Source organism: Streptomyces sp. NPDC052109, from assembly GCF_040680195.1.
Lineage (GTDB): Bacteria > Actinomycetota > Actinomycetes > Streptomycetales > Streptomycetaceae > Streptomyces.
Map to the genome: position 1 here is coordinate 282,600 of NZ_JBFAWF010000003.1, position 24,423 is coordinate 307,022.

24 protein-coding genes are annotated in these 24,423 nt (G+C 72.7%); 11 read left to right on the forward strand and 13 right to left on the reverse strand.

Going from position 1 to position 24,423, the window contains the following annotated elements; genetic code table 11:
* Nucleotides 1-36: 36 nt before the first annotated feature.
* The 3 genes from AB0L59_RS09965 (at nt 37) to AB0L59_RS09975 (ending at nt 2,142) form a co-directional block, all read left to right on the forward strand.
* Nucleotides 37-852 (forward strand): SAM-dependent methyltransferase, encoded by an 816-nt coding sequence (locus AB0L59_RS09965; RefSeq protein WP_365581332.1) that lies wholly within the window; start codon nt 37-39, stop codon nt 850-852.
* A gap of 122 nt (nt 853-974) precedes the next feature.
* Nucleotides 975-1,463: an SRPBCC domain-containing protein gene (locus AB0L59_RS09970; RefSeq protein ID WP_365581334.1), complete on the forward strand. Its 489-nt coding sequence runs from the start codon at nt 975-977 to the stop codon at nt 1,461-1,463.
* Nucleotides 1,464-1,641: 178 nt separating this feature from the next.
* Nucleotides 1,642-2,142: a hypothetical protein gene (locus tag AB0L59_RS09975; protein WP_365581336.1), complete on the forward strand. Its 501-nt coding sequence runs from the start codon at nt 1,642-1,644 to the stop codon at nt 2,140-2,142.
* Nucleotides 2,143-2,295: 153 nt separating this feature from the next.
* Here the strand turns inward: AB0L59_RS09975 and AB0L59_RS09980 are convergent, their stop codons facing one another.
* Nucleotides 2,296-3,447: a PP2C family protein-serine/threonine phosphatase gene (locus AB0L59_RS09980; protein WP_365581337.1), complete on the reverse strand. Its 1,152-nt coding sequence runs from the start codon at nt 3,445-3,447 to the stop codon at nt 2,296-2,298.
* A 247-nt stretch (nt 3,448-3,694) separates the two neighbouring features.
* Here AB0L59_RS09980 and AB0L59_RS09985 point away from each other — a divergent pair, with 247 nt between their 5' ends.
* The 4 genes from AB0L59_RS09985 (at nt 3,695) to AB0L59_RS10000 (ending at nt 5,870) form a co-directional block, all read left to right on the forward strand.
* Nucleotides 3,695-4,381: a hypothetical protein gene (locus AB0L59_RS09985; RefSeq protein ID WP_365581339.1), complete on the forward strand. Its 687-nt coding sequence runs from the start codon at nt 3,695-3,697 to the stop codon at nt 4,379-4,381.
* On the forward strand, nt 4,378-4,650 hold the full coding sequence (locus AB0L59_RS09990) for a BON domain-containing protein (RefSeq protein ID WP_365581341.1): 273 nt from the start codon (nt 4,378-4,380) through the stop codon (nt 4,648-4,650). Before AB0L59_RS09985 ends, AB0L59_RS09990 begins: the two co-directional genes overlap by 4 nt.
* Nucleotides 4,647-5,390 carry a metallophosphoesterase gene (locus AB0L59_RS09995; RefSeq protein ID WP_365581343.1) on the forward strand — a complete coding sequence of 248 codons (744 nt, stop codon included), beginning with the start codon at nt 4,647-4,649 and terminating at the stop codon, nt 5,388-5,390. The genes AB0L59_RS09990 and AB0L59_RS09995 overlap by 4 nt, the downstream gene beginning before the upstream one ends.
* 123 nt (nt 5,391-5,513) lie before the next feature.
* The gene (locus AB0L59_RS10000; RefSeq protein ID WP_365581344.1) at nt 5,514-5,870 is read left to right on the forward strand and encodes a DUF6343 family protein; all 357 of its coding nucleotides are present in this window, start codon (nt 5,514-5,516) and stop codon (nt 5,868-5,870) included.
* A gap of 4 nt (nt 5,871-5,874) precedes the next feature.
* On the opposite strand, the gene AB0L59_RS10005 is transcribed toward AB0L59_RS10000, so the two are convergent.
* The 5 genes from AB0L59_RS10005 to fae all read right to left on the reverse strand — a co-directional run bounded on the left by AB0L59_RS10005 (nt 5,875) and on the right by fae (nt 11,273).
* On the reverse strand, nt 5,875-7,071 hold the full coding sequence (locus tag AB0L59_RS10005) for an iron-containing alcohol dehydrogenase (protein WP_365581345.1): 1,197 nt from the start codon (nt 7,069-7,071) through the stop codon (nt 5,875-5,877).
* Nucleotides 7,072-7,103: 32 nt separating this feature from the next.
* A complete protein-coding gene (locus tag AB0L59_RS10010; RefSeq protein WP_365581347.1) occupies nt 7,104-8,039 on the reverse strand; it encodes an NAD(P)-dependent oxidoreductase in 936 nt (311 codons plus the stop codon).
* 62 nt (nt 8,040-8,101) lie between these two features.
* Entirely contained in the window at nt 8,102-9,622 is a 1,521-nt protein-coding gene (locus AB0L59_RS10015) for an aldehyde dehydrogenase (protein WP_365581349.1), read from the reverse strand.
* On the reverse strand, nt 9,619-10,731 hold the full coding sequence (locus AB0L59_RS10020) for a mandelate racemase/muconate lactonizing enzyme family protein (RefSeq protein ID WP_365581350.1): 1,113 nt from the start codon (nt 10,729-10,731) through the stop codon (nt 9,619-9,621). Before AB0L59_RS10020 ends, AB0L59_RS10015 begins: the two co-directional genes overlap by 4 nt.
* Nucleotides 10,728-11,273 (reverse strand): formaldehyde-activating enzyme, encoded by a 546-nt coding sequence (gene fae, locus AB0L59_RS10025; protein WP_365581351.1) that lies wholly within the window; start codon nt 11,271-11,273, stop codon nt 10,728-10,730. The genes AB0L59_RS10020 and fae overlap by 4 nt, the downstream gene beginning before the upstream one ends.
* A gap of 237 nt (nt 11,274-11,510) precedes the next feature.
* Here fae and AB0L59_RS10030 point away from each other — a divergent pair, with 237 nt between their 5' ends.
* From AB0L59_RS10030 to AB0L59_RS10040, 3 genes are all read left to right on the forward strand, one after another.
* Nucleotides 11,511-12,296 (forward strand): IclR family transcriptional regulator, encoded by a 786-nt coding sequence (locus tag AB0L59_RS10030; RefSeq protein ID WP_365581352.1) that lies wholly within the window; start codon nt 11,511-11,513, stop codon nt 12,294-12,296.
* Nucleotides 12,297-12,425: 129 nt separating this feature from the next.
* Nucleotides 12,426-13,904, forward strand: a complete 1,479-nt coding sequence (locus AB0L59_RS10035; protein ID WP_365581354.1) for an NAD-dependent succinate-semialdehyde dehydrogenase — start codon at nt 12,426-12,428, stop codon at nt 13,902-13,904.
* A 49-nt stretch (nt 13,905-13,953) separates the two neighbouring features.
* Nucleotides 13,954-15,324, forward strand: coding sequence for an MFS transporter (locus AB0L59_RS10040; RefSeq protein WP_365581356.1), 1,371 nt, complete (start codon nt 13,954-13,956; stop codon nt 15,322-15,324).
* 282 nt (nt 15,325-15,606) lie between these two features.
* On the opposite strand, the gene AB0L59_RS10045 is transcribed toward AB0L59_RS10040, so the two are convergent.
* The 7 genes from AB0L59_RS10045 to AB0L59_RS10075 form a co-directional block, all read right to left on the reverse strand.
* On the reverse strand, nt 15,607-16,596 hold the full coding sequence (locus tag AB0L59_RS10045; RefSeq protein WP_365581358.1) for an aldo/keto reductase: 990 nt from the start codon (nt 16,594-16,596) through the stop codon (nt 15,607-15,609).
* Nucleotides 16,597-16,787: 191 nt separating this feature from the next.
* Nucleotides 16,788-18,014 carry a cytochrome P450 gene (locus AB0L59_RS10050; protein ID WP_365581360.1) on the reverse strand — a complete coding sequence of 409 codons (1,227 nt, stop codon included), beginning with the start codon at nt 18,012-18,014 and terminating at the stop codon, nt 16,788-16,790.
* Between the two features lie 127 nt (nt 18,015-18,141).
* Nucleotides 18,142-19,353: a cytochrome P450 gene (locus AB0L59_RS10055; protein ID WP_365581362.1), complete on the reverse strand. Its 1,212-nt coding sequence runs from the start codon at nt 19,351-19,353 to the stop codon at nt 18,142-18,144.
* Nucleotides 19,350-19,943, reverse strand: a complete 594-nt coding sequence (locus AB0L59_RS10060; RefSeq protein WP_365581624.1) for an ATP/GTP-binding protein — start codon at nt 19,941-19,943, stop codon at nt 19,350-19,352. Before AB0L59_RS10060 ends, AB0L59_RS10055 begins: the two co-directional genes overlap by 4 nt.
* A 13-nt stretch (nt 19,944-19,956) precedes the next feature.
* Nucleotides 19,957-20,322 carry a DUF742 domain-containing protein gene (locus tag AB0L59_RS10065; protein WP_365581364.1) on the reverse strand — a complete coding sequence of 122 codons (366 nt, stop codon included), beginning with the start codon at nt 20,320-20,322 and terminating at the stop codon, nt 19,957-19,959.
* The gene (locus AB0L59_RS10070) at nt 20,319-20,726 is read right to left on the reverse strand and encodes a roadblock/LC7 domain-containing protein (protein ID WP_365581366.1); all 408 of its coding nucleotides are present in this window, start codon (nt 20,724-20,726) and stop codon (nt 20,319-20,321) included. The genes AB0L59_RS10065 and AB0L59_RS10070 overlap by 4 nt, the downstream gene beginning before the upstream one ends.
* Nucleotides 20,723-22,759 (reverse strand): ATP-binding protein, encoded by a 2,037-nt coding sequence (locus tag AB0L59_RS10075; RefSeq protein ID WP_365581368.1) that lies wholly within the window; start codon nt 22,757-22,759, stop codon nt 20,723-20,725. Before AB0L59_RS10075 ends, AB0L59_RS10070 begins: the two co-directional genes overlap by 4 nt.
* A 762-nt stretch (nt 22,760-23,521) precedes the next feature.
* Here AB0L59_RS10075 and AB0L59_RS10080 point away from each other — a divergent pair.
* A complete protein-coding gene (locus tag AB0L59_RS10080; protein WP_365581369.1) occupies nt 23,522-24,406 on the forward strand; it encodes a hypothetical protein in 885 nt (294 codons plus the stop codon).
* The last annotated feature ends 17 nt before the right edge of the window (nt 24,407-24,423 follow it).

Consider the following 24,423-nt stretch of genomic DNA (forward strand, 5'->3'; position numbering starts at 1 on the left):
AAGCCCCCGACCCCGACCCGAATGGGAGACACGGCGTTGCCCGACAACGGATGGCCTGCCGACCGCATCGACACCGAGAACGCCCACTCCGCCCGCATCTACGACTACATCCTCGGCGGCAAGGACTACTACCCGGCCGACCAGGAGGCCGGCGACGCCATGGTCCGGGAGTGGCCCGCGCTCCCGGTTCACATGCGCGCCAACCGCGACTGGATGAACCGGGCCGTGCGCTGGCTCGCCGAGGAGGCGGGCATGCGCCAGTTCCTCGACATCGGCACCGGCATCCCGACCTCGCCCAACCTGCACGAGATAGCCCAGGCCGTGGCCCCCGAGTCCCGGGTCGTCTACGTCGACAACGACCCGATCGTGCTCACCCTCTCCCAGGGTCTGCTCGCCAGCGCGCCCGAGGGCCGTACCTCGTACATCGAGGCCGACTTCCGCGATCCGGCGGCCATCCTGGACGCCCCCGAGCTGCGCGAGACGCTGGACCTGGACCAGCCGGTCGCGCTGACGGTCATCGCCATCGTCCACTTCATGCTCGACGAGGACGACGCCGTGGGTGTCGTACGCCGCCTGCTGGAGCCGCTGCCGCCCGGCAGTCACCTGGCGATGACCATCGGCACGGCCGAGTTCGCGCCCGAGGAGGTGGGACGGGTGGCCCGCGAGTACGCGGCGCGCAACATGCCGATGCGGCTGCGCACCGGCGACGAGGCCCACGAGTTCTTCGAGGACCTTCAGCTGGTGGAGCCGGGCATCGTCCAGGTGCACAAGTGGCGTCCCGACGGCACCGGCGAGAAGGACATCCGAGACGAGGACGTCGCGATGTACGGCGCGGTCGCCCGCAAGCCCTGACACCCCACCGGCAATTCCCGGCAGACCAGGGGCCGGGGTCCGCACCCACCTCCCGGACCCCGGCCCCGACCCTTCTCCCAACGGGCAACGGACAGCCCCCCGGGGCCGGTAACGTAAGTGACGTGTACGCCACCCGAGTCTCCCGGCGCGTGGCCGCGCCCCCGCGCGCCGTCTACCGGGCCCTGACCGACGCCGACGCGATCGCGGCCTGGCGCGTCCCGGCCGGCATGACCGCCCGCGTCCACGCCTTCGACGCCCGGGAGGGCGGCACCTTCCGGGTCTCCCTCACCTACGACGACGCGTCCGCCACCGGCAAGTCGGGTGGGCACACCGACACTTACCAGGGACACTTCGCCAGGCTCGTGCCCGACGCCCTGGTGGTGGAGGTGTTCCGGTTCGAGACGGACCACGACGCCGTGCGTGGCACCATGACCATGACGACCACGCTCACCGCGGCCGACGGCGGCGGCACGGACGTGGAGATCCTGCACGAGGGCATCCCCGACGACATTCCCCGCGAGGACAACGAACTCGGCACCCGGATGGCCCTGGACAACCTCGCCCGGTACGTCGAGCGAACGGCCACCGGTCGGCCGCCCGAGGCGGAATGACCGAAAGGGCGCGGAAAGCCGTCCGGAATTCGCCACAACCTTCCGGCGGCCTCATGTTCCGGGAACCGAGTGGGAAAAAAGCCGGGAGAAGCGGAACCGGCGCAAGGGAAATGCGGTCTTAAGGTCCGTCGACGGCCGGGATCGGCCTGGTCGTCACGAAACCGGGGGAATGAGCCGTATGTCCGTCCGTAGCCGCAAGACCCTGATCACCGCCGTGGCCCTCACCGGTGGCCTCACCCTGGCCGCCGTGACGCCCGCCCTCGCGGGGACCACCACGAGCCACACCACTCCTGCGACCGCCGTGTTCTCGGCCCAGGGCGACCCGCGCAACGTCACCCAGCACGTGGCCGACTTCTACGGCGCCTACATCGACGCCGTCTGGGCCACCGACGACAAGTCGGCCGGCGACGCCGCCAAGGCGTTGCGCGCCTTCTACCTCTCCGCCGCCGCCCAGAGGAAAGTCGCCGCCTTCGAGAAGAGGGAGCACGCCGACGGCATCCTCTTCGCGCAGAACGTCCCCGTGAAGTGGAAGGTCGCCTACACCGGTTCCGGCGCCGGCCACGCCACCAGCCGGGTGACGCTCACCTGGGGCGACGGGCCGCACGCCGAGGTCAGCAGGATCGACGTGCAGTCCGACCTGAAGACCCTGAAGATCACCGACCTCAAGTCGGTCCGCTGACGGGGGCGTGCGGCCCCGCCCCGCCCCACTCGGGGCGGGGCTCACGCCTGCCGTGACACCCCTCTGGACAAGACCCGCAAGCACGGCCCCGGCGAAAGCAGAGCCTGGCTAGGCCCTGTCGTCGAACTCCCGCCAGCCCCGCGACGACAGAACCTAGCGGCGGTCGGCCGCGGACGTGCCGTGCCGGACGGTGGTGCGGCCCTGGTGCCGGCGCCGCTCGACGGGCGTGCGGTGCAGGGCGATGAGCGCGGCGTCGTCGCCCAGCCGGCCGCCGACATGGGTGAGCAGATCCCGCCGGATGTGGTGCATCAGCGCCTCCGGACTGTCCTCCGTCCACCGCGCGACCCGCTCCGCCAGCGGATAGAACCGGCCCTGCGCGTCCCGCGCCTCCACCACTCCGTCGGTGTAGAGCAGCAGCGTGTCACCGGGCTCGAAGGAGAAGACGTCCAGGGTGTGTTCGACACCCGTGTGCACCCCGAGCGGCGGCGACGGGTGCAGACTCGGAACCGTGACGGCACTGCCGGGGCTCAGCAGCAGCGGCGGCGGATGGCCGGAGCTGGTCATCCGGGTGATCGGATCGCGGTCCGGGATCTCCACCAGCAGGGCCGTGGCGAAGCGCTCGCCCGCCTCCTCCTCCGGCTCCAGGTCGGCCGCGTACCGGGTGACGCTCTGCTCCAGCGTGTCGACCAGCTCGGCCAGCGACCTGTGCCGGTGTGCGCTCTCCCGGAAGGCACTGAGCAGCAGCGCGGCCTCGCCGATCGCGGGCAGGCCCTTGCCCCGGACATCGCCGATCAGCACGCGTACCGCGCCGTCGCACAGAGTCGCCGCGTACAGGTCGCCGCCGATCTGCGCCTCGTCCTCGGCGGCCAGGTAGAGGGACGCGATCCGCAGGGGGCCGATCTGCTCGGGCAGCGGCCACATCAGCACGTGCTGTGCCGCCTCGGCGACCGTGCGGACCTGGGCCAGCTGGGCCTGCCGGCGCTCGCGCAGGGCGCTGTAGACGACCAGGGTCGCCGAGAGCACGGCGAGGGTGATGATCTGCACGACGTGGTTCGAGGTGCCGATCCCGCCGTGGGTGAAGCCGATCAGGATCTGCGCGGCCACTGCCAGCGCCCCGACGGCCGCGGTGGTCCGGGGCCCGGCGAAGGACGGGGTGATCGCCGGTGCGATCACAAGGGCCGGCCCGAGGTGGACGTTGGCCGGTGCATGGGTGTCCACCACGGTGATCACCACGATGAGCGCCACCGGGAGCAGCAGCAGAGCGTGTGTCGACTGCCACGGAATCGCCCTGAGCGGGGGTCTCATTCCTACAGCGTGCTCCCGGGCCGGACGCGACGCACGTCAGTGGGGTCGCGGGCCGGTGACGTGGCGATCGCCGAGGAAGTACGGGCAGGGACATCGGTGTGATGCCCGGCCCGGGTCGTGGCCTGCGCGGCCGGGGCGGCCCGCCGCCCGTGCGCCGTGTCGGTGCCCTCGCGTCGGGTACCCGTACGACCCCCGGCAGGCCGAACCGGCCGATCGGGGAGTGGGGGGTGCCGTGAACGGAGACGCCATGACGCACAACGAGGAGGACACCGCGCCCCTCCGGCGGCCGGAGGTCACCGGACTCCGCCTCGCCACGGACGGACCGGACCGGCCCGCCGCGCCCGCGCCGGGCCGGCCGGACCTGCCACAGGACCGCAGCCAGGCCATCCTGGAGGCCGCCAAGGAGATCGGCGCCCTGCTCAAGCGGGCCGGCCATCCCTTCGCGCTCGCCGGCAGTGTGGCCGTCTACGCCCACGGTGGCAGCCGCTACCTCCAGCACGACGCCGACTTCTGCGTACTGCGGGAGGACGCCGAGGCGGTGGCCGCCACCCTGCGCGAGGCCGGCCTCCCCGTACGCACCCCGCCCGAGGACTGGTTGCTGAAGACCACCTGTCAGGGGCAGAACGTCGACATCATCTTCGCCCTCGCGCACCAGCCCGTGACCAAGGAGATGCTCGAGCGCGCCCCTGTCCTGCCGGTGGACTCGGTGCTGATGCCGGTCCTTTCCGCGACCGACCTCATCCACAGCCTGATCAGCGCCTTCTCGGAGCACTACTGCGACTTCGGGGCCGTCCTGCCGGTGGCCCGAGCCGTCCGCGAGAAGGTGGACTGGGACGAGGTGCGGGCGGCGTGCGGCGATCAGCCCATGCCGGCCGCCTTCCTCTTCCTCCTCGAACGGCTGAACGTGATCGATGCCCGGGAGGGGCAGCCATGACCGACACCAGTCCGCCGCCGACGGCCGCCAACCTGGACTACCGCGTCGCCCACCTCGCCGAACGGCTGGCCGCCGGCCACCTCGGCGAACTCGGCGTACGGCTGGAGCTGCGTGGTGACGCCGTGCTGCTGACCGGCACCGTGCCGTCCGCGCAGTGCCGGGACGACATCTGCCACATGGCCCGCGAGGAACTGGCGGGGCACCCCGTCCACTGCGACATCCTGGTCGCCGGGACCTCGTCGCCCGACCACGGAGAGGATCTGACATGATCCGCATCGCGGCCGTCGGGGACATCCACATGGGCCCTGACAGCCAGGGCACGCTGCGTCCCTCCTTCGAGACGCTGCCCGAGTGCGCCGACGTCCTGCTCCTCGCCGGTGACCTCACCCGGCACGGCACGACGGAGGAGGCCGCCGTCGTCGCACGGGAGATCAAGGATCTGGGGACTCCGGTGGTCGCCGTACTCGGCAACCACGACCACCACGACGAGCGGCCCGAGGAGGTCGCCGCGATCCTGCGGGACGCTGGGGCCCATGTCCTGGAGGGCCAGTCCGCCGTGGTCGGCGCCGACGGCGTACGGATCGGGGTCGCCGGTACGAAGGGCTTCGGGGGCGGGTTCGTCGGACGCTGCGCCGGGGAGTTCGGCGAGCCGCTGATGAAGGAGTTCGTCCGCTACAGCCGCCGGTGCGCCGACGGCCTGCACACCGCACTGAAGGAGCTGGCCGACCAGAACTGCGACGTGCGGATCGCCCTGACCCACTTCTCGCCCGTGCCGGACACCCTGGCCGGGGAGCCGCCGGAGATCTATCCGTTCCTCGGCAGCTATCTCCTCGCGGAGGCGATCGACACCGGCGGCGCGGACCTCGCCGTGCACGGTCACGCCCACGCCGGTACCGAGCACGGCATGACCAGCGGCGGCATCCGCGTGCGGAACGTGGCCCAGCCGGTCATCGGGCAGGCGTTCCACGTCTACAACCTGCCGGGCGGTGGGGAGCGGGCGCCGCGGTGAGAGCCGGCCCGGCGTGCGGGCACGGAGGCCTGCGCCGATACCTCGGGCGCGGGCCGCGCGTGTCACCGTGCGCCGAGCACGGTCCCGGCCGCCGCTCGGCAGCGTCCAGCCGAAGGAGGCCTCATGCGTCACGAGCATCGCGGACATACGGCGGCACCCGGCCCCCGGTCGCGCTTCGGGTTCCTGGGTCACCGTCCACCGCACACCGGCAGCGAGCCCACCACCGCCCTCAGCGCCCTGCGGCTGCGGCAGCTGCTGTCCGCCCTCTTCCTGCCGCTGTTCGTGGCGGCGACCGCCGGGTTCGCGCTCTGGGCCGCAGGGCAGGGCCCCGGCGACAGCCCCGGCAGCGGCCCGCTGACCGCACTCGCGGTGGTGTGCGGCGTTCTCGCGCTGGCCGCGGCGCTGGATCTCGTGGTGGTGACGGGCCGTAGACGGCGGGAGCGGGCCGCGGGCACCTTCCCGCCCGGCTCCCACCGCTGAGCCCTCAGTACACCCGCGTCAGCAGCTCCAGGACCTCCCGCTCCTGCGGCAGCCGCGGCGCGTTCTTGGTCACCGCGTCCGCGACCGCGCCCGCCGCGACGGCCGGCAGCAGCGCCCGGTCGGCGCCCAGCTCGCGCAGGGGCCGCTTGATGTCCAGCGCCCCGGAGAGCTCCCGTACGGCGGTGACGGCCGCCCGCGCCCAGTCGCCGTCGACGGGCGCCCGCACACGCATCGCCCGCGCCGCCCGCTCGTACGCCTCCGCGGCCGCCGACGCGCTGAACTCCATGACCTCCTCCAGCACGGCGGCGAGGGCGACGCCGTGCGGGGTGCCGGTGTGGGCGGTGAGCGCATGGCCGATGCCGTGGACCAGGCCGAGCCCGGAGAGGGTCAGGGCCTGGCCCGCGAGGTGGGCGCCCATCATCAGCTCGGCGCGCGCGTCGAGGTCCGAGCCGTTCCGGTGGGCGGCCGGCAGCGCACGGCTGACCATGTCCACCGCCTGGGTGGCGTAGGCCACGGAGAAGGCGTTCGCGCCGCGCGAGGCCAGCGACTCGATGCCGTGGACGAGTGCGTCGATGCCGGTCGCGGCCGTCGCCGCCGGTGGCAGGCCGAGCGTCAGCTCCGGGTCGAGCAGCGCGGCACGCGGCTTCACGGACGGATGGCCGAGGTACACCTTGCGGCAGGCCGCCGTGTCCTCGATCACGCCGAAGCCGTTGGTCTCCGCGCCCGTCCCGGACGTCGTCGGTACGGCGATGAGCGGCAGCCCGTCGGCCGCCTCCCACAGGTGGTCGGCGTCGGCGGCGACCGCGTCCGGATTGCCCACCAGCAGGGAGATGCCCTTCGCCGCGTCCAGCACCGAGCCGCCGCCCAGCGCCACGACCGCCGCCGGACCGAAGGCGCGGGCCCGGGCGGCGCCCGCGTCGACGTTCCCGGTGGACGGGTTGGGCGCCACCTCGTCGTACACCGCGTACTCGATGCCCGCCACGTCGAGGATCTTCAGGACGCGCTCGGCGACACCGGCCGCGCGCAGGCCCCGGTCGGTGACGACGAAGGCGCGGTGCCGAGCGGTGTCCGCGATCAGTGCGGGCAGCAACTCGATCCGGCCGGGGCCGAACTCGACGCGGCAGACGGTGTCGAGGCTCAGGGGGGCGAGGCTGCCGGTGCGCACGGGGCTGCCGGCGTCCGGGGTGAGGCTGTCGGTCATGGGGTGCGGCTCCCTGGAAGAGGTCGGTGGCGTCAGACCGTGACGGTGGTGGCGTCGAGCGCGGCGGCCGGGGACGGCAGCCGGAACTCCCGCCCGGCCAGCGCCTCGTAGAGCCGCACCGGGCTCATCTCGCCCGCGAGAGCGCCGTGCTGGGCCTTGGAACGGCGGTAGATCTGCTCGACCAGCGCCGACAGTTCCGTGGAGACGCCCAGGTCGCGGCCGAGGTCGACGGCGAGCCCGAGGTCCTTGCAGGCCAGTGCCATCGCGAAGGAGTCGTCGTAGTCGCCGTCGGCGAGCACGCACATGATGTCGTTCTCCAGGAAGTTGGACGCCGCGGGAGAGGCGAGCAGGGAGTTGCGCAGCACGCCCAGATCGACGCCCGCCCTGACGCCCATGGCCAGCACCTCGCTGGTGGCGACCAGGTGGCTGAACCACAGCAGGTTGATCATCAGCTTGACGGTGTAACCGGCGCCCAGCGCGCCGACGTGGAGCACACGGTCGGGGTCGCCCATCGCCTCGAAGACCGGCAGCGCGATCCGGAAGTCGTCGTCGGCGCCGCCCACGAAGATCTGCAGCGTGCCCGCCTCGGCACCCCGCGCCATCCCGCTGACCGGGGCGTCGAGCCGGCGTACGCCCCGTGCGTCGAGCACCTCGGCCGCGACCCGTTCGGCGGCGGCCGGGGTGGACGTCGACATGTCGATCCACAGTGCGCCCGCGGGCAGCGCCTCGGCGGCCCCGCCGCGCAGCAGCACGGTCTCCACGACGCGCGGATCGGGCAGCATGGTGATCAGGAACTCGGCGTCCTGCGCGCAGTCGGCGGGGGTCTCCGCCCAGCGGGCGCCGAGCGCGAGATGCTCGGCGGCGGCCTCGGGGCGGGCGTCGTGCACGGTGACCAGATGTCCCGCGTGGATCAGATGCCGGGCCATGTGGCGTCCCATGTTGCCCAGGCCGATGAAACCGATCCTCATCAGTTGTCCTCGCTGCGTGTTCGGAAAGGGAAGAAGGAGTTCGCTGTTCAAGGGCTCGCCGTTCAGGCGAGGTCGATCCACGTCGTCTTGAGCGCCGTGTACGCGTCGAGCGCGTGCAGGGACTTGTCGCGGCCCGCGCCGGTCGCCTTGAAGCCGCCGAACGGGGTGATGACGTCGCTTGCGTCGAAGGTGTTGATCCACACGGTGCCGGCCCGCAGCCGTCGCGCGGTGCGGTGGGCCACGGTCACGTCCCTCGTCCACACGGAGGCGACGAGCCCGAAGTCGCTCTGGTTGGCGAGCCGTACGCCCTCGTCCACGTCACCGTCGTAGGACACGACGGCGAGCACCGGTCCGAAGATCTCCTCCTGTCCGACGACCGAGGTGTTCGCCACGCCGTCCAGCACCGTGGGCTCCACATAGCTGCCGCCGGTCTCGGTGAGGATCCGGTCGCCGCCGAGCAGTACGGTCGCCCCGTCCTGCCTGCCGCGTTCGATGTAACCAAGGATCTTGGCGAGTTGGGGCTCGTCCACGATCGGGCCCATCACCGTGGCCGGGTCGAGCGGGTCGCCGACACGGAAGGTGTCCACCGTGATCCGCCGTACGGCGTCCAGGAGCCGGTCCTTGACGGACGCGTGCACGACGACCCGCGACCCCGCGTTGCAGGTCTGCCCCGCGTTGTAGAAGATGCCCCAGGCCACGGCGGAGGCGGCGGCCTCGATGTCGGCGTCGGCCAGGACGAGCTGCGGTGACTTGCCGCCCGCCTCGACGGCGACCTGCTTGCCGTTGGACTCGCCCGCGTACACCTGGAAGAGCCGGGCGACCTCCGCCGAACCGGTGAAGGCGATCTTGTCGACGTCCCGGTGCCGGCCGAGCGCCTGCCCGGCGACCTCGCCCCGCCCGGGCACCACGTTGAACACACCGTCGGGCAGCCCCGCCTCGGTGGCGAGCGCGGCCAGTCGCAGCGCCGCGAGCGAGGTCTGCTCGGCCGGCTTCAGCACCACGCTGTTGCCGGTGGCGAGCGCCGGGCCCAGCTTCCAACTGGCGATCAGCAGCGCGTAGTTCCAGGGCACCACGGCGCCGATGACGCCGAGCGGCTCCCGGGTGATCAGCGCGAGCGCGTTCCCGGGCGTGGGGGCGACCTCGTCGTAGGTCTTGTCGACGGTCTCCGCGTACCAGGCGATCGTCTCCGCCGCCTTGGCGACGTCCACGCGCAACGACTCGGTGATCGGTTTGCCCATCTCCAGGGTGTCGAGCAGCGCCAGCTCCTCGGCGTTCGCCCGGATCAGCTCCGCCCAGCGCAGCAGGATCCGCTTGCGCTCCTTGGGTGCGAGGTCGCGCCAGCGGCCGTCCTCGAAGGCGGCCCGGGCCGACCGGACGGCCCGGTCGACATCCTCGGCGGCGGCGGCCTGCACCTCGGCCAGCACCTTGCCGTCACGCGGCGAGACGCTCGGGAAGGAGTCGCCGGAGGTGGCGTCCGTGAACGCGCCGTCGATGTAGGGACGGGTGTCGGGGACGAGTTTGTCGGCCGCCGCCCGCCACTCGTCGTACGACCGCTCGAGCAACTCCTCTATGCTGTACGTCACTTCACCCTCCAGCGGTCGATCGCTTCCTCGTCCAGCTCCACGCCGAGCCCCGGCCGGTCCGGCACTTCGAGACAGCCGTCGGCGTCCACCTGCACCGGCTCGGCGAGCATGAAGTCACGGCGTTCGGGGGTCCAGCCCGGCGGGTCGTAGGGGAACTCGAAGTACGGCCCCCCGCCGACACCCGCCGCGACGTGCAGGTTGGCGAGCACTCCGATGCCGTTGGTCCAGCTGTGCGGGGTGAACTGGCGGTGCTTCAGCTGGGCCAGCTCGGCGAGCGTGCGGGCGCGGTGCATGCCGATCGCGAGGACGACGTCCATCTGGTAGATGTCGAGCGCGTCCTGTTCCAGATAGCGCAGCAGCTCGGGGACGGAGTGGTGCATCTCGCCGGCCGCGATGCGCACGCCGGGGTTCTCGGCGCGCAGCCTCCTGAACCCGTCCAGGTCCGCGTACGGCAGCGGTTCCTCCACCCAGAACACGTCCAGCTCGGCGAGCCGGGCGACGATCTTGCGGGTCTTGGCGAGGTCGGAGGCGTTCGCTGTGTCGCCCGCCATCCGCCAGGACTGGTTGAGGTCGACCATGATCTCGAAGTCGTCGCCGAGTTCCTCGCGCACGGCCCGGACGGCCGCGATGCCGTCCTCGACCCGGTTGCGGTCGATGCGGATCTTCATCGCCCGGAACCCGGCCTCGCGCACCTTCAGCGCGGTCGCGACCCGCTCCTCGGGGGACTTCAGCTCGCCGCAGGAGGCGTACGCGGGCAGCTTCCTCGCCGCGTTGCCGAAGAGCTCGGACACCGGGCGGCCGTGCACCTTGCCGATGACGTCCCACAGCGCGGCCTCCAGCGGCCAGTAGGGGGCGCCGTGGAAGCTGGCCGTCTCGATGGCCTTCACGTGCCGGGTGATGTCGAGCGGATCCTCACCGACGAACAGGTGCTTGTAGGTCTCGAAGCCGTCCATGAGGTCACCGGAGCCGATGCCCGTGATCCCCTCGTCGGTGTGCACGCGCACGATCGTGGCGTCGAAGTGGCCCCGCGGCACCGGGTCCCAGGCCGCACGGAACGGCGGATCGAGCTCCAGGCGCAGTCGGTCGAGCGTGATGTCGGTGATCTTCACCGGGCGAGCACCTCCGCGGTGGGCGTGTAGAACGGGTTCGCCGGACCCTCCTTGGCCGCGTCCAGCACGTCGGCCACCGACGGCGAGCCGGTCACCGCGGCCCGCACGGCGCCGTACGCCGCCGCGCGCTGGTTGCGGAAGGAGGAGTCGAGGTCGTCGACGCCCGGGTTGACCCACACGGCCGCGATGATCAGCAGGTCCTCGGCCTCCGCGGCCGGGATCAGGTCCTCCGCGACCGCGTCCAGCACGCCCTGCGCCAGGCCCGCCTGCGCGCTGCCCCAGGTGGCGCGCTCGTGCACCTCGCCCGCGGCTGCGGCCTTGGTGACGAACAGGGTCGCCGGCTTGACCGGTACCGACGGCCGTACGACCGTCAGGAACGGCACATGGCCGGCGCTCGGCGTGGCCAGCGCGGTCGCCCAGGCCGTCTCGACCGGGCCGCCCTTGCGGCCGATCACGACGTTGGTGTGCGCGGCGTTCACGCCGTCGCCGACGAACGACTCGCCGATCAGCGCGGTGGCGGCGAAAGACTCCGGGGAAGGCATCGGAACTCCAGGACCTTCGGTGGCGGGGTTCGACGGGCGAACCAGGACGCGAGCGTGACCGGAGAAGAACGAACCTCCCATTCGGGGCAAGTTCCCTCCGGTCCGATGCGGCGAATCTAGGTCCGCCACCTGCCGTCGGCAAGGCGGGCCCGGGAATCGAAATGCCGGTTGCTCTCCGGACAACTCAACCCCTGACCTGGGGGTTCTCCACCGCTACCGCGCGCCTAGGATGGCGCCGTGACGGACACCCCCACCGCGCGCGGGCACGGTCTGCGACGGGACATCGATCTGCTGGAGGCCCTCGCCTCCGAGGAGGCGCAGCGCGCCGGAGGCCTCGGCGTGGTCCGTCTGGCCCAGCTCGTCGGCCGCGAGAAGACCCAGATCTCCCGCGCCCTGAAGGCCCTGGCCGCCGAGGGGATCGTCGAGCGCGACCCGGACACCCTGGAGTACCGCCTGGGCTGGCGGCTGTTCTCGCTGGTCGCCCGCACCTCCGAGAGCCGCCTGGTGCGGGTCGCCGAGCCGGTCATGCACGCCCTCTCGGCGGATCTGGAGGAGACCAGTCACCTGTGCGTCCTGCACGACCGCGAGGTGCTCACGCTGCTGTCGGTCTCCGGACACTCCTTCCGCGTCCACGGCTGGGAGGGCCGCGGGGTGCCCGCCTGGCAACTGTCCGCCGGCCGGGTCCTGCTCGCCGACGCCACCCCGGACGAGCTGTACGTCCGCTTCGGCACGGCGAGCGAGATGCCGGTGCCCGAGCTCTGGTCGCTGATCCAGGAGGCCCGACGGCGCGGCTACTCCCGCGTCAGCGAGGAGTTCGAGGCGGACCTGGTCGGCGTGTCCGCGCCGGTACGGGACTTCCGCGGCCGGGTCGTCGCCGCCCTGAACATCTCCGCCCCCAAGGCGCGCCTGGGCGAGCGGCTCGACGAGGCCGGGCGCATCACGGCCAGGGCGGCGGCCAGGGTGTCCTCGCTGCTCGGCTGGGAACCGCGCCCCGCGTCGCTGCCCCGGAAGACGCTTCTGTGATCGGCGAGTTGCCCTCACAGCAACCACCGTTGCGATCCGGCTGAGTGACCTTGTCGGTCGTATGACGCGCTCGTAAATTCACCGCGCATCGGACGGGTCCCCGTCCGGGACGGAGGAAAAGAGCAGCTCATGAACCTCGCCGGCATCGACACCCTCGCCAAGGCCCCGCTCGCCGACGGTGACGTGTTCCTCGGTGGCCGCTGGCTCCCGGCCGCCGACGGCCGGACGTATCCGGTCTACGACCCGGCCACCGGCGAACCGGTGCGCTGGGTGTCCGACGCCGGGGCCGAGGACGCCCGCGCGGCGCTCGCCACCGCCGAGCAGGCCGCGGCCGACTGGCGGGCCACCCCGCCCCGGCGCCGCTCGGAGATCCTGCACGACACCTTCCGGCTGATGCTGGAGCACCGCGACACGCTCGCCGACCTGATCGTCCTGGAGAACGGCAAGGCCCGCCGGGACGCGCTCGCCGAGGTCGGTTACGCGGCCGAGTTCTTCCGCTGGTTCGCCGAGGAGGCCGTGCGCATCGGCTCCTCCTTCGCCGACGCGCCCGGCGGCGGCTTCCGGCACGTCGTGCGCCGGCACCCGGTCGGTGTCACCGCGTTCGTCACCCCGTGGAACTTCCCGGCCGCCATGGCCACCCGCAAGATCGCCCCGGCCCTCGCGGCCGGCTGCCCCGTGCTGCTGAAGCCCGCGCCCGAGACCCCGCTCACCGCGCTCGCGGTCGCCGCCCTGCTCGCCCGGGCCGGGCTTCCCGACGGCCTGCTGAACGTGCTGCCCACCGACCGCGCCCCCGAGGTCGTCTCCGCCTGGCTCGGCGACGCACGGGTGCGCAAGTTCTCCTTCACCGGCTCCACCGCCACCGGCAAGCTGCTGCTGGAGCAGGCCGCCGCGCACGTCGTCAACGTGACCATGGAACTCGGGGGCAACGCGCCGTTCGTCGTGTGCGCGGACGCCGACGTCGACGCGGCCGTGCGCGGGGCGATGGACGCCAAGATGCGCGGGGGCGGCGAGGTCTGCATCGCCGCCAACCGGTTCTACGTCCACGAGAGCGTCGCCGCCGAGTTCACCGAGAAGTTCGGCGCCGCCATGGCCGCCGTACACGCCGGACCCGGCTCGCAGGAGGGCGTCACCCTCGGCCCGATGATCAATCGTGCCGCCGTCAACCGGATCCGCTCCCTCGTCGACGACGCGCTCGACCGCGGGGCGCGGATCGCCGCGCGGGGCACCGTCCCCGCGGGACCCGGCTTCTACCACCCCGCGACGGTCCTCGCCGACGTGCCCGACGACGCGCGCGTGTGCCACGAGGAGGTCTTCGGACCCGTCGCCCCGCTCACCACCTTCACCGACGAGGACGAGGTGGTGGCCCGGGCCAACGCCACCGTCCACGGCCTCGCCGCGTACGTCTACGCACGCGATGCCGGCCGCGGCCTGCGCCTGGCCGAGCGCCTGGAGGCCGGCATGGTCGGCCTCAACCGCGGCCTGCTGTCCGACCCGGCCGCGCCCTTCGGCGGCGTCAAGCAGTCCGGCCTCGGCCGGGAAGGCGGCCGCGAGGGCATCGAGGCGTTCCTCGAGGCGCAGTACATCGCCCTGGACTGGCCCACCGACTGACCCCTCCCCGTCCCCGCCGGATCCGCTCGACCCCAGACAAGGACCGCTCATGGCAACGACGCCTACGACTGAACACCAGTTCGACACACCCGGCGCGCCGCCGTCCCCGGAGCTCCTGCGGGAACGCCGCCGCCTGCACACCAAGCTGAAGCTCGCCACCCAGATCGGCGAGGGCATCGACGGCTACATCATCGGCGGCATCGGCATGGCGATGGGCGCCCTGACCACCGACCTGCATCTGTCCACGGTGATGGAGGGCCTGGTCGGCGCCTCCCCGCTGATCGGCATCTTCTTCGGCGGTCCCCTCTTCGGCCGTCTCGCCGACCGCTACGGCAGGCGGCCCGTCTTCCTGGTCGACATGCTGATCTTCCTGATCGGATCGGTCCTGCAGTTCTTCGTCACCGACGGTCTCCAGCTCTTCCTCATCCGCATGGTGATGGGCGTCGCCATCGGCGGCGAGTACGCCATCGGAGCCCCGCTGCTCTCCGAGTACGCCCCCCGGAAGGGCCGCGGCCGGCTGCTGGCCAGCCTGGAGATCAGCTGGTACGTCGGCTACGCGCTCGCGACCGTCGTCGGCGCCGTCTTCGCGGACGTCCACGGCGGCTGGCGCTGGACCCTGGCCAGCAGCGCGGTCATCGCCGTCGTCTGCGTGGCACTGCGCGGCGGAGTCCCGGAGTCGGCGCGCTGGCTGCTCAGCAAGGGCCGCCGCGAGGAGGCCGACGCCCTCATCCGCAAGTACGGCATCGAGATCGACGTCACCGCCGAACTCGACGAGCGAGCGCAGACCCAACGGCCGGGATTCCGGGCCCTGTTCAGCCGCCGGTACATCCGCGGCACGGTCTTCGCGAGCGTGTTCTGGGCCGCGCTGGTGCTGCCGTACTTCTCCATCGGCACCTTCTGGACCCAGGTCTTCGACGCCCTGAACATGGGCGACAACGCGGTCGCCGCGCTGCTCGTCTACTCCTTCACCGCCGTCGCCGGCGTCACCGCCGGATGTCTGGTCGTGGACCGGATCGGCCGGCGCAGGCTGCTGATCCCGCCGTTCTGGATCACCGCCGCCGCGCTCGCCCTGGTCGCGTTGTGGCCGACGTCCACACCCGTCATCGTCGGCGGCTTCCTGTTCTTCATCTTCCTCAACGCCGCATCCAGCGCGCTGACCGCCGTCTACCCGCTGGAGGTGTTCCCGACCTCGCTGCGCGCCACCGGCGTGGGCTTCGCCACCGCGATGAGCCGGGTCGGCGCCGCCATCGGCACCTTCCTGCTGCCGATGGGCCTGGACCGCTTCGGCGCCCGCTTCGTGCTCCTGGTGGGCGCGGCCGTCCTCGCCGTAGGAGCCCTGGTCTCCCAGTTCCTGGCCCCGGAGACCACGGACCTGGACCTGGCGACGGCAGCCCGCACGGCCCGCGAACCCGGGGCCTGACGTCTCGCCCGCAAGCAGCTCCTGCCACGGTCCGACCGGCTCCTCCGCCATACGGTGGAGCCGGTCCGGTCCACCGGCCGGTCCACCGGACCGCCTGCCGATCCTCTGCGAGGCCCTGCGCTGAGCCTGCGTGGACGGCGCTGAGCTTCCTCTCCGAGATCATGGGCAGGACGATCACGGGCGAGTGCCGGCCCGCCGGCTTCCCGACCCGGGCGGGCGGCACGCACGGCCCCGGCGTGTCCGCGGCCGCCGAACGGCGGCACCAGGCACCCCCTGAGGCGCTCAGCGATCGACGGTTCGCATCCCCGCCTCGTCGTACCGCTCGCCCGCCGCCTGCGGCAGCTCCGCGTCGATCCGGGCCAGGTCCTCCTTGGTCAGCTCGATGCCGACCGCGGCGGCGTTCTGCTCCAGGTAGGTGCGCCGCTTGGTGCCCGGGATCGGCACCAGGTCCTCGCCCTGGGCCAGCACCCAGGCGATGGCCAGCTGGGCGGGCGTCACGTCCTTCTCCGCGGCGATCTCCTTGACCTTGGCCGCCAGCCGCAGGTTGGCCTGGAGGTTGGCGTCGGTGAACCGCGGGTTGTTGCGCCGGAAGTCGTTCTCGTCCAGCTCGTCCGGCGAGGTGAAGCGGCCGGCGAGGAACCCACGCCCGAGAGGGGAGTACGGTACGAAGCCGATGCCCAGCTCACGGCAGACGGGCAGCACCTCGGCCTCCACGTCCCGCGTCCACAGCGAGTACTCGGTCTGCACGGCGGTGATGGGGTGCACGGCGTGCGCCCGCCGGATGGTCTCCGCGCTCGCCTCGCTCAGCCCGATGTGCCGCACCTTGCCCTCGGCGACCAGCTCGCCCAGCGCGCCGACCGTCTCCTCGATGGGCACGTTCGGGTCGACCCGGTGCTGGTAGTACAGGTCGACGCGGTCGGTGCCCAGCCGCTTCAGCGAGCCATGGATCGAGCTGCGCACGTGCTCGGCGGAGCCGTCCTGCCGGCCGACCGTGCTCATGTCGCCCGGTACGGCGTCGTCCATCCGGTAGTTGAACTTCGTCGCGATCACATATTCGTCGCGGTGCCCCCGGATCGCCTCGCCGACCAGCGACTCGTTGGTGAGCGGGCCGTACATCTGGGCGGTGTCGAGGAAGGTGATCCCCAGCTCGAGGGCGCGCCGGATGGTCGCGACGCCCTCGTCCTGGTCGGCGGAGCCGTAGAAGGCGGACATCCCCATGCATCCGAGGCCGATGGCCGATACCTGGAGGTCCCGCAGACTGCGCTTCTGCATGCGATGTCCCAGCCTTTCCTGAACACTCGATCGTCGTTCCGTACGGCACGGGGGCCTTCCTCCATCTAGCGACGGATCGGGGCACCCGGCATCCCGTGAGGCGGGCCGGGTCCGGGCCCCTGCGTGCCGGACGTCTGCGACGCTACGAGTTGGAGCGCTCTCGAAGTCAAGTAACGCCCCGCGCCGCCCGGCTAGGAATCCAGCCGCACCGGCAGCTCGAACAGGTCGTTCTGGGTGACCACCGGCTTGTTGCGCAGCTCCGTCGCCGGCACCGCGAGGTCCAGGCCCGGATGACGGGCGTACAGCGCGGGCAGCGCCACGCCCGCCTCCAGCCGGGACAGCGCGGCACCCGGGCAGACGTGCGGCCCGTGCCCGAAGGAGATGTGCCGGTTCTTCGACTCCCGCGTGATGTCGAACTCCGCGGCGCTCGGGCCGTGTGCCCGTTCGTCGCGGCCGATCGCGCCGTACGACACGATCAGCGCGTCCCCGGCCGGGATCACCTTCCCGCCCACCGGAACGTCCTCGGTCGCGAAGCGGATCAGGACGTGCGAGGTCGGGGTGGAGTACCGCAGCGTCTCCTCGATCACCGCGGACCAGTCCGCCTCACCGGAGAGCACCAGGGCGCGCTGCTCCGGATGGGTGGAGAGGTTCACCACGGCGTTGACGATCAGGGAGATCGTCGTCTCGTGGCCCGCCGCGACCATCAGCTGCAGGGTGGAGACGATCTCCTCGTCGATGAGGTGGTCGCCGTCCTCCGAGGCGAGGATCAGGGCGCTGGTCAGATCGTCGCCGGGCTCGGCCCGCTTGGCCGCCACCGTCTCGGCCATGATCCGCGCCAGCTCGGTCAGTGTGGCGACGACCTCCTCGGGCGGGGTCTGGGTGGAGAAGAACTTCTCGAACAGCACCTTCAGCCGGGGCAGCCGCGCCTCCTCGATGCCCATGAGATCGGCGATGACGTACATCGGCAGCGGATAGGCGAAGGCGGCCTTGAGGTCGACGACCTCTCCGCAGTCGGGCAGCGCGTCCAGCAGGTCCCCGGTGAGCTTCTCGATGCGCTCGCGCAGCCGCTCCACCCGGCGCGGAGTGAGGGCCTGCGCGACCAGGGTCCGCATCCTGCGGTGGTCGGCGCCGTCCACGGTGAGCATGGAGCGGCCGGGGTTGGCGAGCCCGATCAGCGGCCAGTCGGCGGGGATCTCGCCGCGCTGCCAGGCGCCCCACACGGTGATGTCCTTCACCAGGCGCGGGTCGGTGAGCAGCGCCTTGGCCTCGGCGTGGTGGGTGACGGCCCACACCGGGACACCGCCCGGCAGTTCCACGGCGGCGAGCGGGCCGGCCGCGCTCAGCGCCGCGCTCTCGGCGTCCAGGTCGGTGACGAAGGGGTCCAGGGCGATCCGCGGTGCTTCGGTACCGGTCGTCATCGTGACGTGCCTCCCAGGGCAGAGTCGGAGTACTGAGTACGGCGCAGGTCCGGGAACGACCCCGGACCTCCGGCAGAACGGCGTGCCGGCCGAGGTGACGCGAGTTCGGAGGGCGGGACGGGCCGGATCAGAGGACGGGTACGGGCGTGAACCGGACGGGCAGCCCGGTCAGTCCCCTGAGCCACGGAGAGGGCCGGCGGGTGAGGGACTCGGCGGGCACCGCCAGGTCGATGTCAGGCAGCCGGTCCAGCACGACCTCGATGCCGGTCCGCGCGATCAGCTCGGCGATCTCCTGCGCGGGGAAAGGGCAGCGGTGCTCACCGTGACCGAAGGAGAAGTGCGCGTTGTTGCCGCCGGTCAGGGCGGAGGCGTCGGTGCGCACCTGGGGATCGGAGTTGGCGCCCTGCAGCCCGAGCAGCAGCAGATCGCCGGCCCGGACGCGACGGCCGCCGAGGTGGGTGTCGCGGGCGGCCCAGCGGCCGGCCACGTTCTGGGTGGGCGTGTCCTCCCACAGCACCTCGTTCATCGCCTCGGCGACGCTGCGCCGGCCCCCGAACAGCGAGGCCGCGAACCGGTCGTCGGTGAGCATCAGCCGCAGCGAGTTGCCGATCCAGTCGGCGGTCGGCTGGTGCCCCGCCGCCATCATCACCATCAGGTCCTGGGTGATCTCCTCGTCGCTGAAGCCGCTGTCGTCGGCCAGCATCCGGGAGACCGCGTCGCCCGCCGGTTCCTTCCTCCGGTCCGCTGTCAACTGCGCCATGGAGAGGGCGAGATGGGACTGCCCGGCAAGGGCCCGCTCCCGGCCGTCGATCATGTCGTTCAGCGCGGTGACCAGGCCTGGACCCTCCTCGTCGGAGAAGCCGTAGAGCCACGCCAGGACCCGCACCGGCAAGAGCATCGCGTACTGGGCGACCAGGTCGGCCTCGCCCACCGTGCACAGTGCGTCGATCAGCTCGTCCGCGAACCGCTCGGCGTGCCGCCGCAGTTCGAACGGGTCCACCGCCTCCAGCGCGTCGCTGATCATCGCCGCGCGCTGCCGGTGCCGGTCGCCGACGGTGTAGAGGATCGAGGGCTGCCTGCGGCCGATCATCGGCAGCAGCGGCCAGTCCGCGGGGATGTTCTCCCACTGGTTCCACAGGTCCGAGTCCCGGCTGAACAGCACCGGATCGCCCGTCACCTGGTGCAGTTCGCGGTAGCCCAGCACCAGCCAGGCCGGGACGCCGCCGTCGAGCAGCACCGGTACGACGGCACCGTGGTCGCGCCGCATCTCCCGGTACAGACGGGCGGGTTCGGTCTGGAACCGGGGTCCGTCGAGCGGGACGGCGTCGGGCCTGGTCACACGAACTCCTCTCGGGGCAGGCCCGCCCGGGCGGACGGCTCGGCGTACCGGTTCTTCACGTGCTGCACCAGCGTGATCAGGGTCTGCTTGCCGGACTCACGAGAGCGGGCGTCGCAGTCGACCAGCGGCACATGGGGGTCCAGGTCGAGGGCCTCGCGGACGGCGTCGCCCGCGCGGACGGGGCCGCCGAAGTCGTTGCAGGCCACGATGAACGGCGTGCCGTGGTGCTCCAGCCGGTCGATGGCGTACCAGGAGTCGTCGATGCGGCGGGTGTCCACCAGGACGACCGCGCCGAGCGTGCCGGCGAACAGGCGGTCCCACAGGAACCAGAACCGCTCCTGGCCCGGCGCGCCGAACAGGTACAGCACATTGCGGGCGTCCAGGGTGATCCGGCCGAAGTCGAAGGCGACGGTGGTGGCGGACTTGCCACGCACCTGCCGGATGTCGTCGACCGCCTCGCCCGCCCGGGTCATCGTCTCCTCGGTGGTGAGGGGACGGATCTCGCTGACCGAGCGGACCAGGGTGGTCTTGCCGACGCCGAAGCCGCCCACGACCACGATCTTGAATCCGTTGTCGGCGGAGGCACCCAACGGGGTGCGCGCGTCAGATGTTGCGGAGTCCAACGAGCACCTGCTCCAGGATGTCGGGGTCGGTAATGGCCGGTCTGCGTGGATGGCGGGCGCTGACGCGGCCCGCCGCCAGCAGGTCGCACAGCAGCACCTTGGTGATGCTCACGGGCAGCTTCAGCTCGGCGGCGATCTCCACCACCGAGGTGGGGGACCGGGTCAGCTTCAGGATCGCCGCGTGCTCCGACTGCATCCCGGTCACCGGGTCCGACTCGGCGACGACGAGGGTGACCAGGTCGAAGGGGCTGTCGGGGTCGGTCCGGCTGCGGCCCTGGGTGATGGTGTACAGCCGGTCGGGAGCGTCGTCCCGCCCCGGCCGGCTCGTACCGGGAGCGCCGCTCATGACGTGCGGGGCAGCGCGGTCAGGTACTCGCCGAGCTGCTCCACCAGTTCGCTCATGTTGTGCCCGACGACCCCGGCGTCCGCGTCCTCGGTGGTGACGACGGCGAGATGGGCGCCGGCACCCGCCTCCACGATGAACAGCACGCCGCCGTAGAACTCGGTCATCGCCGAACGCACGCCTCCGCTGCCGTCGCCGAACTCCACGGAGGCCCCGTGGGACAGCGACTGGATACCGGCGGCGATCGCGGCGAGCTGGTCGGCCTGGTCGACGCTCAACTCCGGGGTGCGGCACAGCTTCAGCCCGTCCCGGGAGAGCACGAGCCCGTGCCGGGCGCCCGGGGTCCTCTCCAGCAGGCCCTCCAGGAGCCAGGTGAGCTTGTCGTCGGCGGTGGTCGGGCCGGTCATGAAGTGGTGTCGCCTTCCGGGTGCGCGTGCGGGTGGGAGGGTGAGGGGGAGGCGGGCTCGCCGGGGAGGTCCTGCCGGGCGCCTGCGCGATCGTCCGAGGCGCCGTCCGGTGCGGATCCGCCGGGAGCGTCCGGTGCGCCGCCGTCGCCGGAACGCGGTCCGGCCACGGCGTCCCGGCAGGCGGTCGAGGCATCGCGCGCGGCCCCGGCCGCGTGGCCGCCCCGGGCGCCGTCCGGCGGGGTGCGGTCGGCGGGGTGGGCGGTGTTGCCCCGCGCGGCAGCGGTCGGGGACGGGGCGGCCCCGTCGTCCGAGGCGGCCACCCGCGAGGCGTCGCCGAGGTCCCGGGCCGTCGCCTCCGGCGCGGCGGCCGCGCGACCGTCGTGTGCGGGGCTCTGCCGGCCGTCGGCGTCCGAGGTGCCCGGCGCGGCGCTCTGCCGGCCACCGGCGGCCCCTTCGTCCGATGCCCTGCCCTGTCGGCGGCGGCCTCCTCCGTCAGGCCCGGCCACCTCGGACGAGCCGGGAGCGTGGGTGGGGTGCGCGCCGGCCGGCGTGGCCTCGTCCGGGTCGCCGGTCTGCGGCGCGGCCGCTGTCGGTACGGCCGGGTCGGCGGTGGGGCGGCCGGAGTCCTCTGAGGCGGGGCGGACGGCCCGGCGGAAGCTGCTGAAGCGGGTGGCGCGGGTCCCGCCCCCGTCCGCCGACGCGGGTTGCGGCGCGCCGGAGCGGGGCGCCGAACGGGAGCGCTCGGCCTCGGCGAGCGTACGGCCCCGGCGCCGCTTGGGCAGCCCGGCCGGCCCCTCCTCCGCAGGCGCGGCGGTCTCATGGACCCGGACGGTCTCCACCCCGGCCGGAGCCGCGGCCGGCCCCGCGGTCTCCGGCAGCGGTGTGGCAGCCGCCGGTGCGGGGCCGGTGAGAACGTCCTGCGGGATGAGCATCAACACGCCCGTACCACCGCGCGCGGAGGGCCGGAACGACACCTTCAGGCCGTGCTTGCGTGCCAGCCGCCCGACCACGGCGAGACCGAGCCGGGTACCGGTCAGACCGCCCAGCTCGGAGACGTCGCCGCAGACCGCACGCTCGGCGCGGCGCAGCTGCACATCGCCCATCACCAGCCCGCTGTCCTCCACGGACACGATGACCCCGGACGGCACCTCCTCCACATAGACGTGCACCTCGGCGGTCGGCGGCGAGAAGTTCGCGGCGTTGTCGAGGAGTTCGGCGAGCGCGTGCATCACGCCCTCGGCGGCGTGCCCGGCGACGGCGGTCTCGCTCACCGAGTGCACCCGAACCCGCCGGTAGCCGGCGATGCGCCCCATCGCGCCGCGCAGGATCGACTCCATCCCGATCGGCCGCGCCCAGCGGCGGCCCGAACGCGCCCCGGTCAGCACGGCGATGGAGTCGGCGAGGCGGCCGGCCTGGGCGGTGCGGTGGTCGAGGTGAAGCAGGTCGGCGAGGACGTCCTCGTCGCTGTGCCGGTCCTCCATCGCGCGCAGGTCGGCGAGCGTGGCCGTGGCCAGGGCCTGCATCCGGGCGGCCGCGTTGGAGGTCGCGGAGATCGCCGTGGCACGTTCGCGCCGGGCCTGCTCCAACTCGACCGTCAGCCGGGCGTTCTCCTTGCGGATGCGCTCGGTCTCCGCGCCGCTCTCCTGCTCCAGACGGGCCCGGTCGGCCGCGAACGACTCGCTGAACTCGATTCGCTGCCGGGCGAGTTCGTCGATGAGCCGCTGCTGCTCCAGGCGTGACTCCTCGGTCGTGCGGGCCTGTTGCTGCAGCAGCCGCCCGAGGTCCCGGGTGACGCTCTCCAGCCGGCGCCGGACTCCGCGCGTGGTGCGCAGGGCGTGCGTCGCCGTGGCCACCGCCGCGCTGAGCACGACCGCCGCCGTGCCCGCGCCCCAGGCGAGCGGGGCGCGCACCGAGTCCGGGGCCGCCGCCACGGCCGCGCAGACCACGAGAGCCGACAGCGCACCGGTCACGGCGAGGACGGTGAGGAACGTACGAGGGGAAGGTCGGTCGCCGGGATGCGTGGGCGGGGTCATGGGTCCGGTCCGGTCCTCGCGGCAGAGACGGGCGGGTGGGGGCTGGAAGGAACGTTCGGGTGGTGAGAGGTGACACTCGGTGGTGAACTCGCGGTCACTATACGAGAGTTCGTGATCGAAACGGAAAGGTTCCGCGCTCGCCCCGGGAACCGAGCGGTCATACCCCGCCTCGGCCGTGAAGAGGACGGCCCGCGCGATGCGGGCCCGCGCGCCGCATCGAGCCGCGACGGGGGCCTGCACGGGAGGACGGATCCGAGGGCCTGAAGGTTGCCTTTCCGCCACGGATTCCGCCGCTGTGGCCCTGTGGGTCTTCCCACACCCTCGTGCCTCCGTAATGGATCTTGACGCCCGCCTCCCGGCTCGCTGAACTGTCATCGATCGGGTCTCACCACCACAGAGGCCCACACCGGGGGAGGACCGGGCGCATGTCGGAACGGCAGCGGCGCGACCAGCGGGGGACGGACGAGTCCCGGAACGCGGGCGGCGCGGGGAGCGCATGCCTCGCCTCCCCGGGTTCCAGGACCGGCGCCGGACGCCGTGTACGCGCGCTCACCGGAGACGAGGGCGGCCCTTCCGGGTGAGAGGGCGGTGCCGCGCCCCGCGCGCAGGGGTGGGTCGACCGGGAAAGATCCGTACATCTGTACGGTGACGGCGGAAACGGGCGGACAACGGGAAAACGCCCCGCGACCGGAATGCCGGACGTGGGGTGAAGGGGGCGATGGACATGACGGGGGAGCCGGAGGCGATGGGCTGCCGTGTCTCATGACGACTGAAGGGCGCATCGACTGGTGCCGCGCGCTGCTCGCACGGTTCGCCCGGTTCACCGGGCGCACGCTGCGGGGCGAGTGGCACGCCATCGTCGTCGAACCGGCGCGGAGGCTCGCGCGGCGGGGGTTGTCCGGACTGCTGCTGGCGTTCGTCGCCGCGTTCGGCGTCATCTTCTTCCACGCGATCGCCCAGCACCCGCTCGGCGCGTTATGGGTGACGCGGCTCGGCGGTGTCAAGGCCGACCTGCCGCTGTGGCTGTCGATGCTGCGCACACCCGTCTCGCTGTACGTCCCGGCCCTCGATCTGCCGGTGTGGGCGGGCATCACCCAGCTGTTCCTCGCCTTCGCCTGGGCCGAACTGGCCCTGGGCCGGGCCCGGACGCTGGCGATCTCCTACGCCACCACTCTGGCCGGCACGCTCACTGCCCGCGTGATGATCGCGACGGGCCCCGGCTGGTGGGGCTTCGGGCTGCCGCCCGAGTGCGCGCACGTGCTCGACACCGGACCCTCCGCGGCCGTCGTCGGCCTGTTCACCTATCTCGCGGTGATCAAGCGCGCGCCCGTGGTGTTCACCCTGACCGGCGGCTCGATGGTGTGGGAGTCCATCGCCGTGCCCAACCTGGCCGGACGCGAGCACCTGATCGCGGTGGGCTCGGCGATCGTCCTCGGCCTCCTGCACGGCCGCGGCGCACGACTGCGGGCGCGTCCGCGGTTGCCGCTGCCCACCCGGACCGGCGGGCCCGCGCCCGCGCGGCCGCCGGCGGCTCCCGCCCCCGTGCCGCCACGGGCCGTGCCCGCTCCGGCGACCACCGAGCGTCCGCCCGCTCCGGCGGCCGCCCAGCGTTCGGCGGACACGGCGATGACGTCCCTGGAGTGCTGATCCCAGCGCGCGTGCCT

Bases quoted from the DNA above. Each gene is read 5' to 3' on its own strand.
- AB0L59_RS10070 (WP_365581366.1), bottom strand. From the start codon at position 20,726: ATGACCGGCCCGACCACCGCCGACGACAAGCTCACCTGGCTCCTGGAG.
- AB0L59_RS09975 (WP_365581336.1), top strand. From the start codon at position 1,642: ATGTCCGTCCGTAGCCGCAAGACCCTGATCACCGCCGTGGCCCTCACC.
- AB0L59_RS09980 (WP_365581337.1), bottom strand. From the start codon at position 3,447: ATGAGACCCCCGCTCAGGGCGATTCCGTGGCAGTCGACACACGCTCTG.
- AB0L59_RS09990 (WP_365581341.1), top strand. From the start codon at position 4,378: ATGACCGACACCAGTCCGCCGCCGACGGCCGCCAACCTGGACTACCGC.
- fae (WP_365581351.1), bottom strand. From the start codon at position 11,273: ATGCCTTCCCCGGAGTCTTTCGCCGCCACCGCGCTGATCGGCGAGTCG.
- AB0L59_RS10000 (WP_365581344.1), top strand. From the start codon at position 5,514: ATGCGTCACGAGCATCGCGGACATACGGCGGCACCCGGCCCCCGGTCG.
- AB0L59_RS10050 (WP_365581360.1), bottom strand. From the start codon at position 18,014: ATGACGACCGGTACCGAAGCACCGCGGATCGCCCTGGACCCCTTCGTC.
- AB0L59_RS09985 (WP_365581339.1), top strand. From the start codon at position 3,695: ATGACGCACAACGAGGAGGACACCGCGCCCCTCCGGCGGCCGGAGGTC.
- AB0L59_RS10080 (WP_365581369.1), top strand. From the start codon at position 23,522: ATGACGACTGAAGGGCGCATCGACTGGTGCCGCGCGCTGCTCGCACGG.
- AB0L59_RS10065 (WP_365581364.1), bottom strand. From the start codon at position 20,322: ATGAGCGGCGCTCCCGGTACGAGCCGGCCGGGGCGGGACGACGCTCCC.
- AB0L59_RS10010 (WP_365581347.1), bottom strand. From the start codon at position 8,039: ATGAGGATCGGTTTCATCGGCCTGGGCAACATGGGACGCCACATGGCC.
- AB0L59_RS09995 (WP_365581343.1), top strand. From the start codon at position 4,647: ATGATCCGCATCGCGGCCGTCGGGGACATCCACATGGGCCCTGACAGC.
- AB0L59_RS10035 (WP_365581354.1), top strand. From the start codon at position 12,426: ATGAACCTCGCCGGCATCGACACCCTCGCCAAGGCCCCGCTCGCCGAC.
- AB0L59_RS10075 (WP_365581368.1), bottom strand. From the start codon at position 22,759: ATGACCCCGCCCACGCATCCCGGCGACCGACCTTCCCCTCGTACGTTC.
- AB0L59_RS10045 (WP_365581358.1), bottom strand. From the start codon at position 16,596: ATGCAGAAGCGCAGTCTGCGGGACCTCCAGGTATCGGCCATCGGCCTC.
- AB0L59_RS10005 (WP_365581345.1), bottom strand. From the start codon at position 7,071: ATGACCGACAGCCTCACCCCGGACGCCGGCAGCCCCGTGCGCACCGGC.
- AB0L59_RS10040 (WP_365581356.1), top strand. From the start codon at position 13,954: ATGGCAACGACGCCTACGACTGAACACCAGTTCGACACACCCGGCGCG.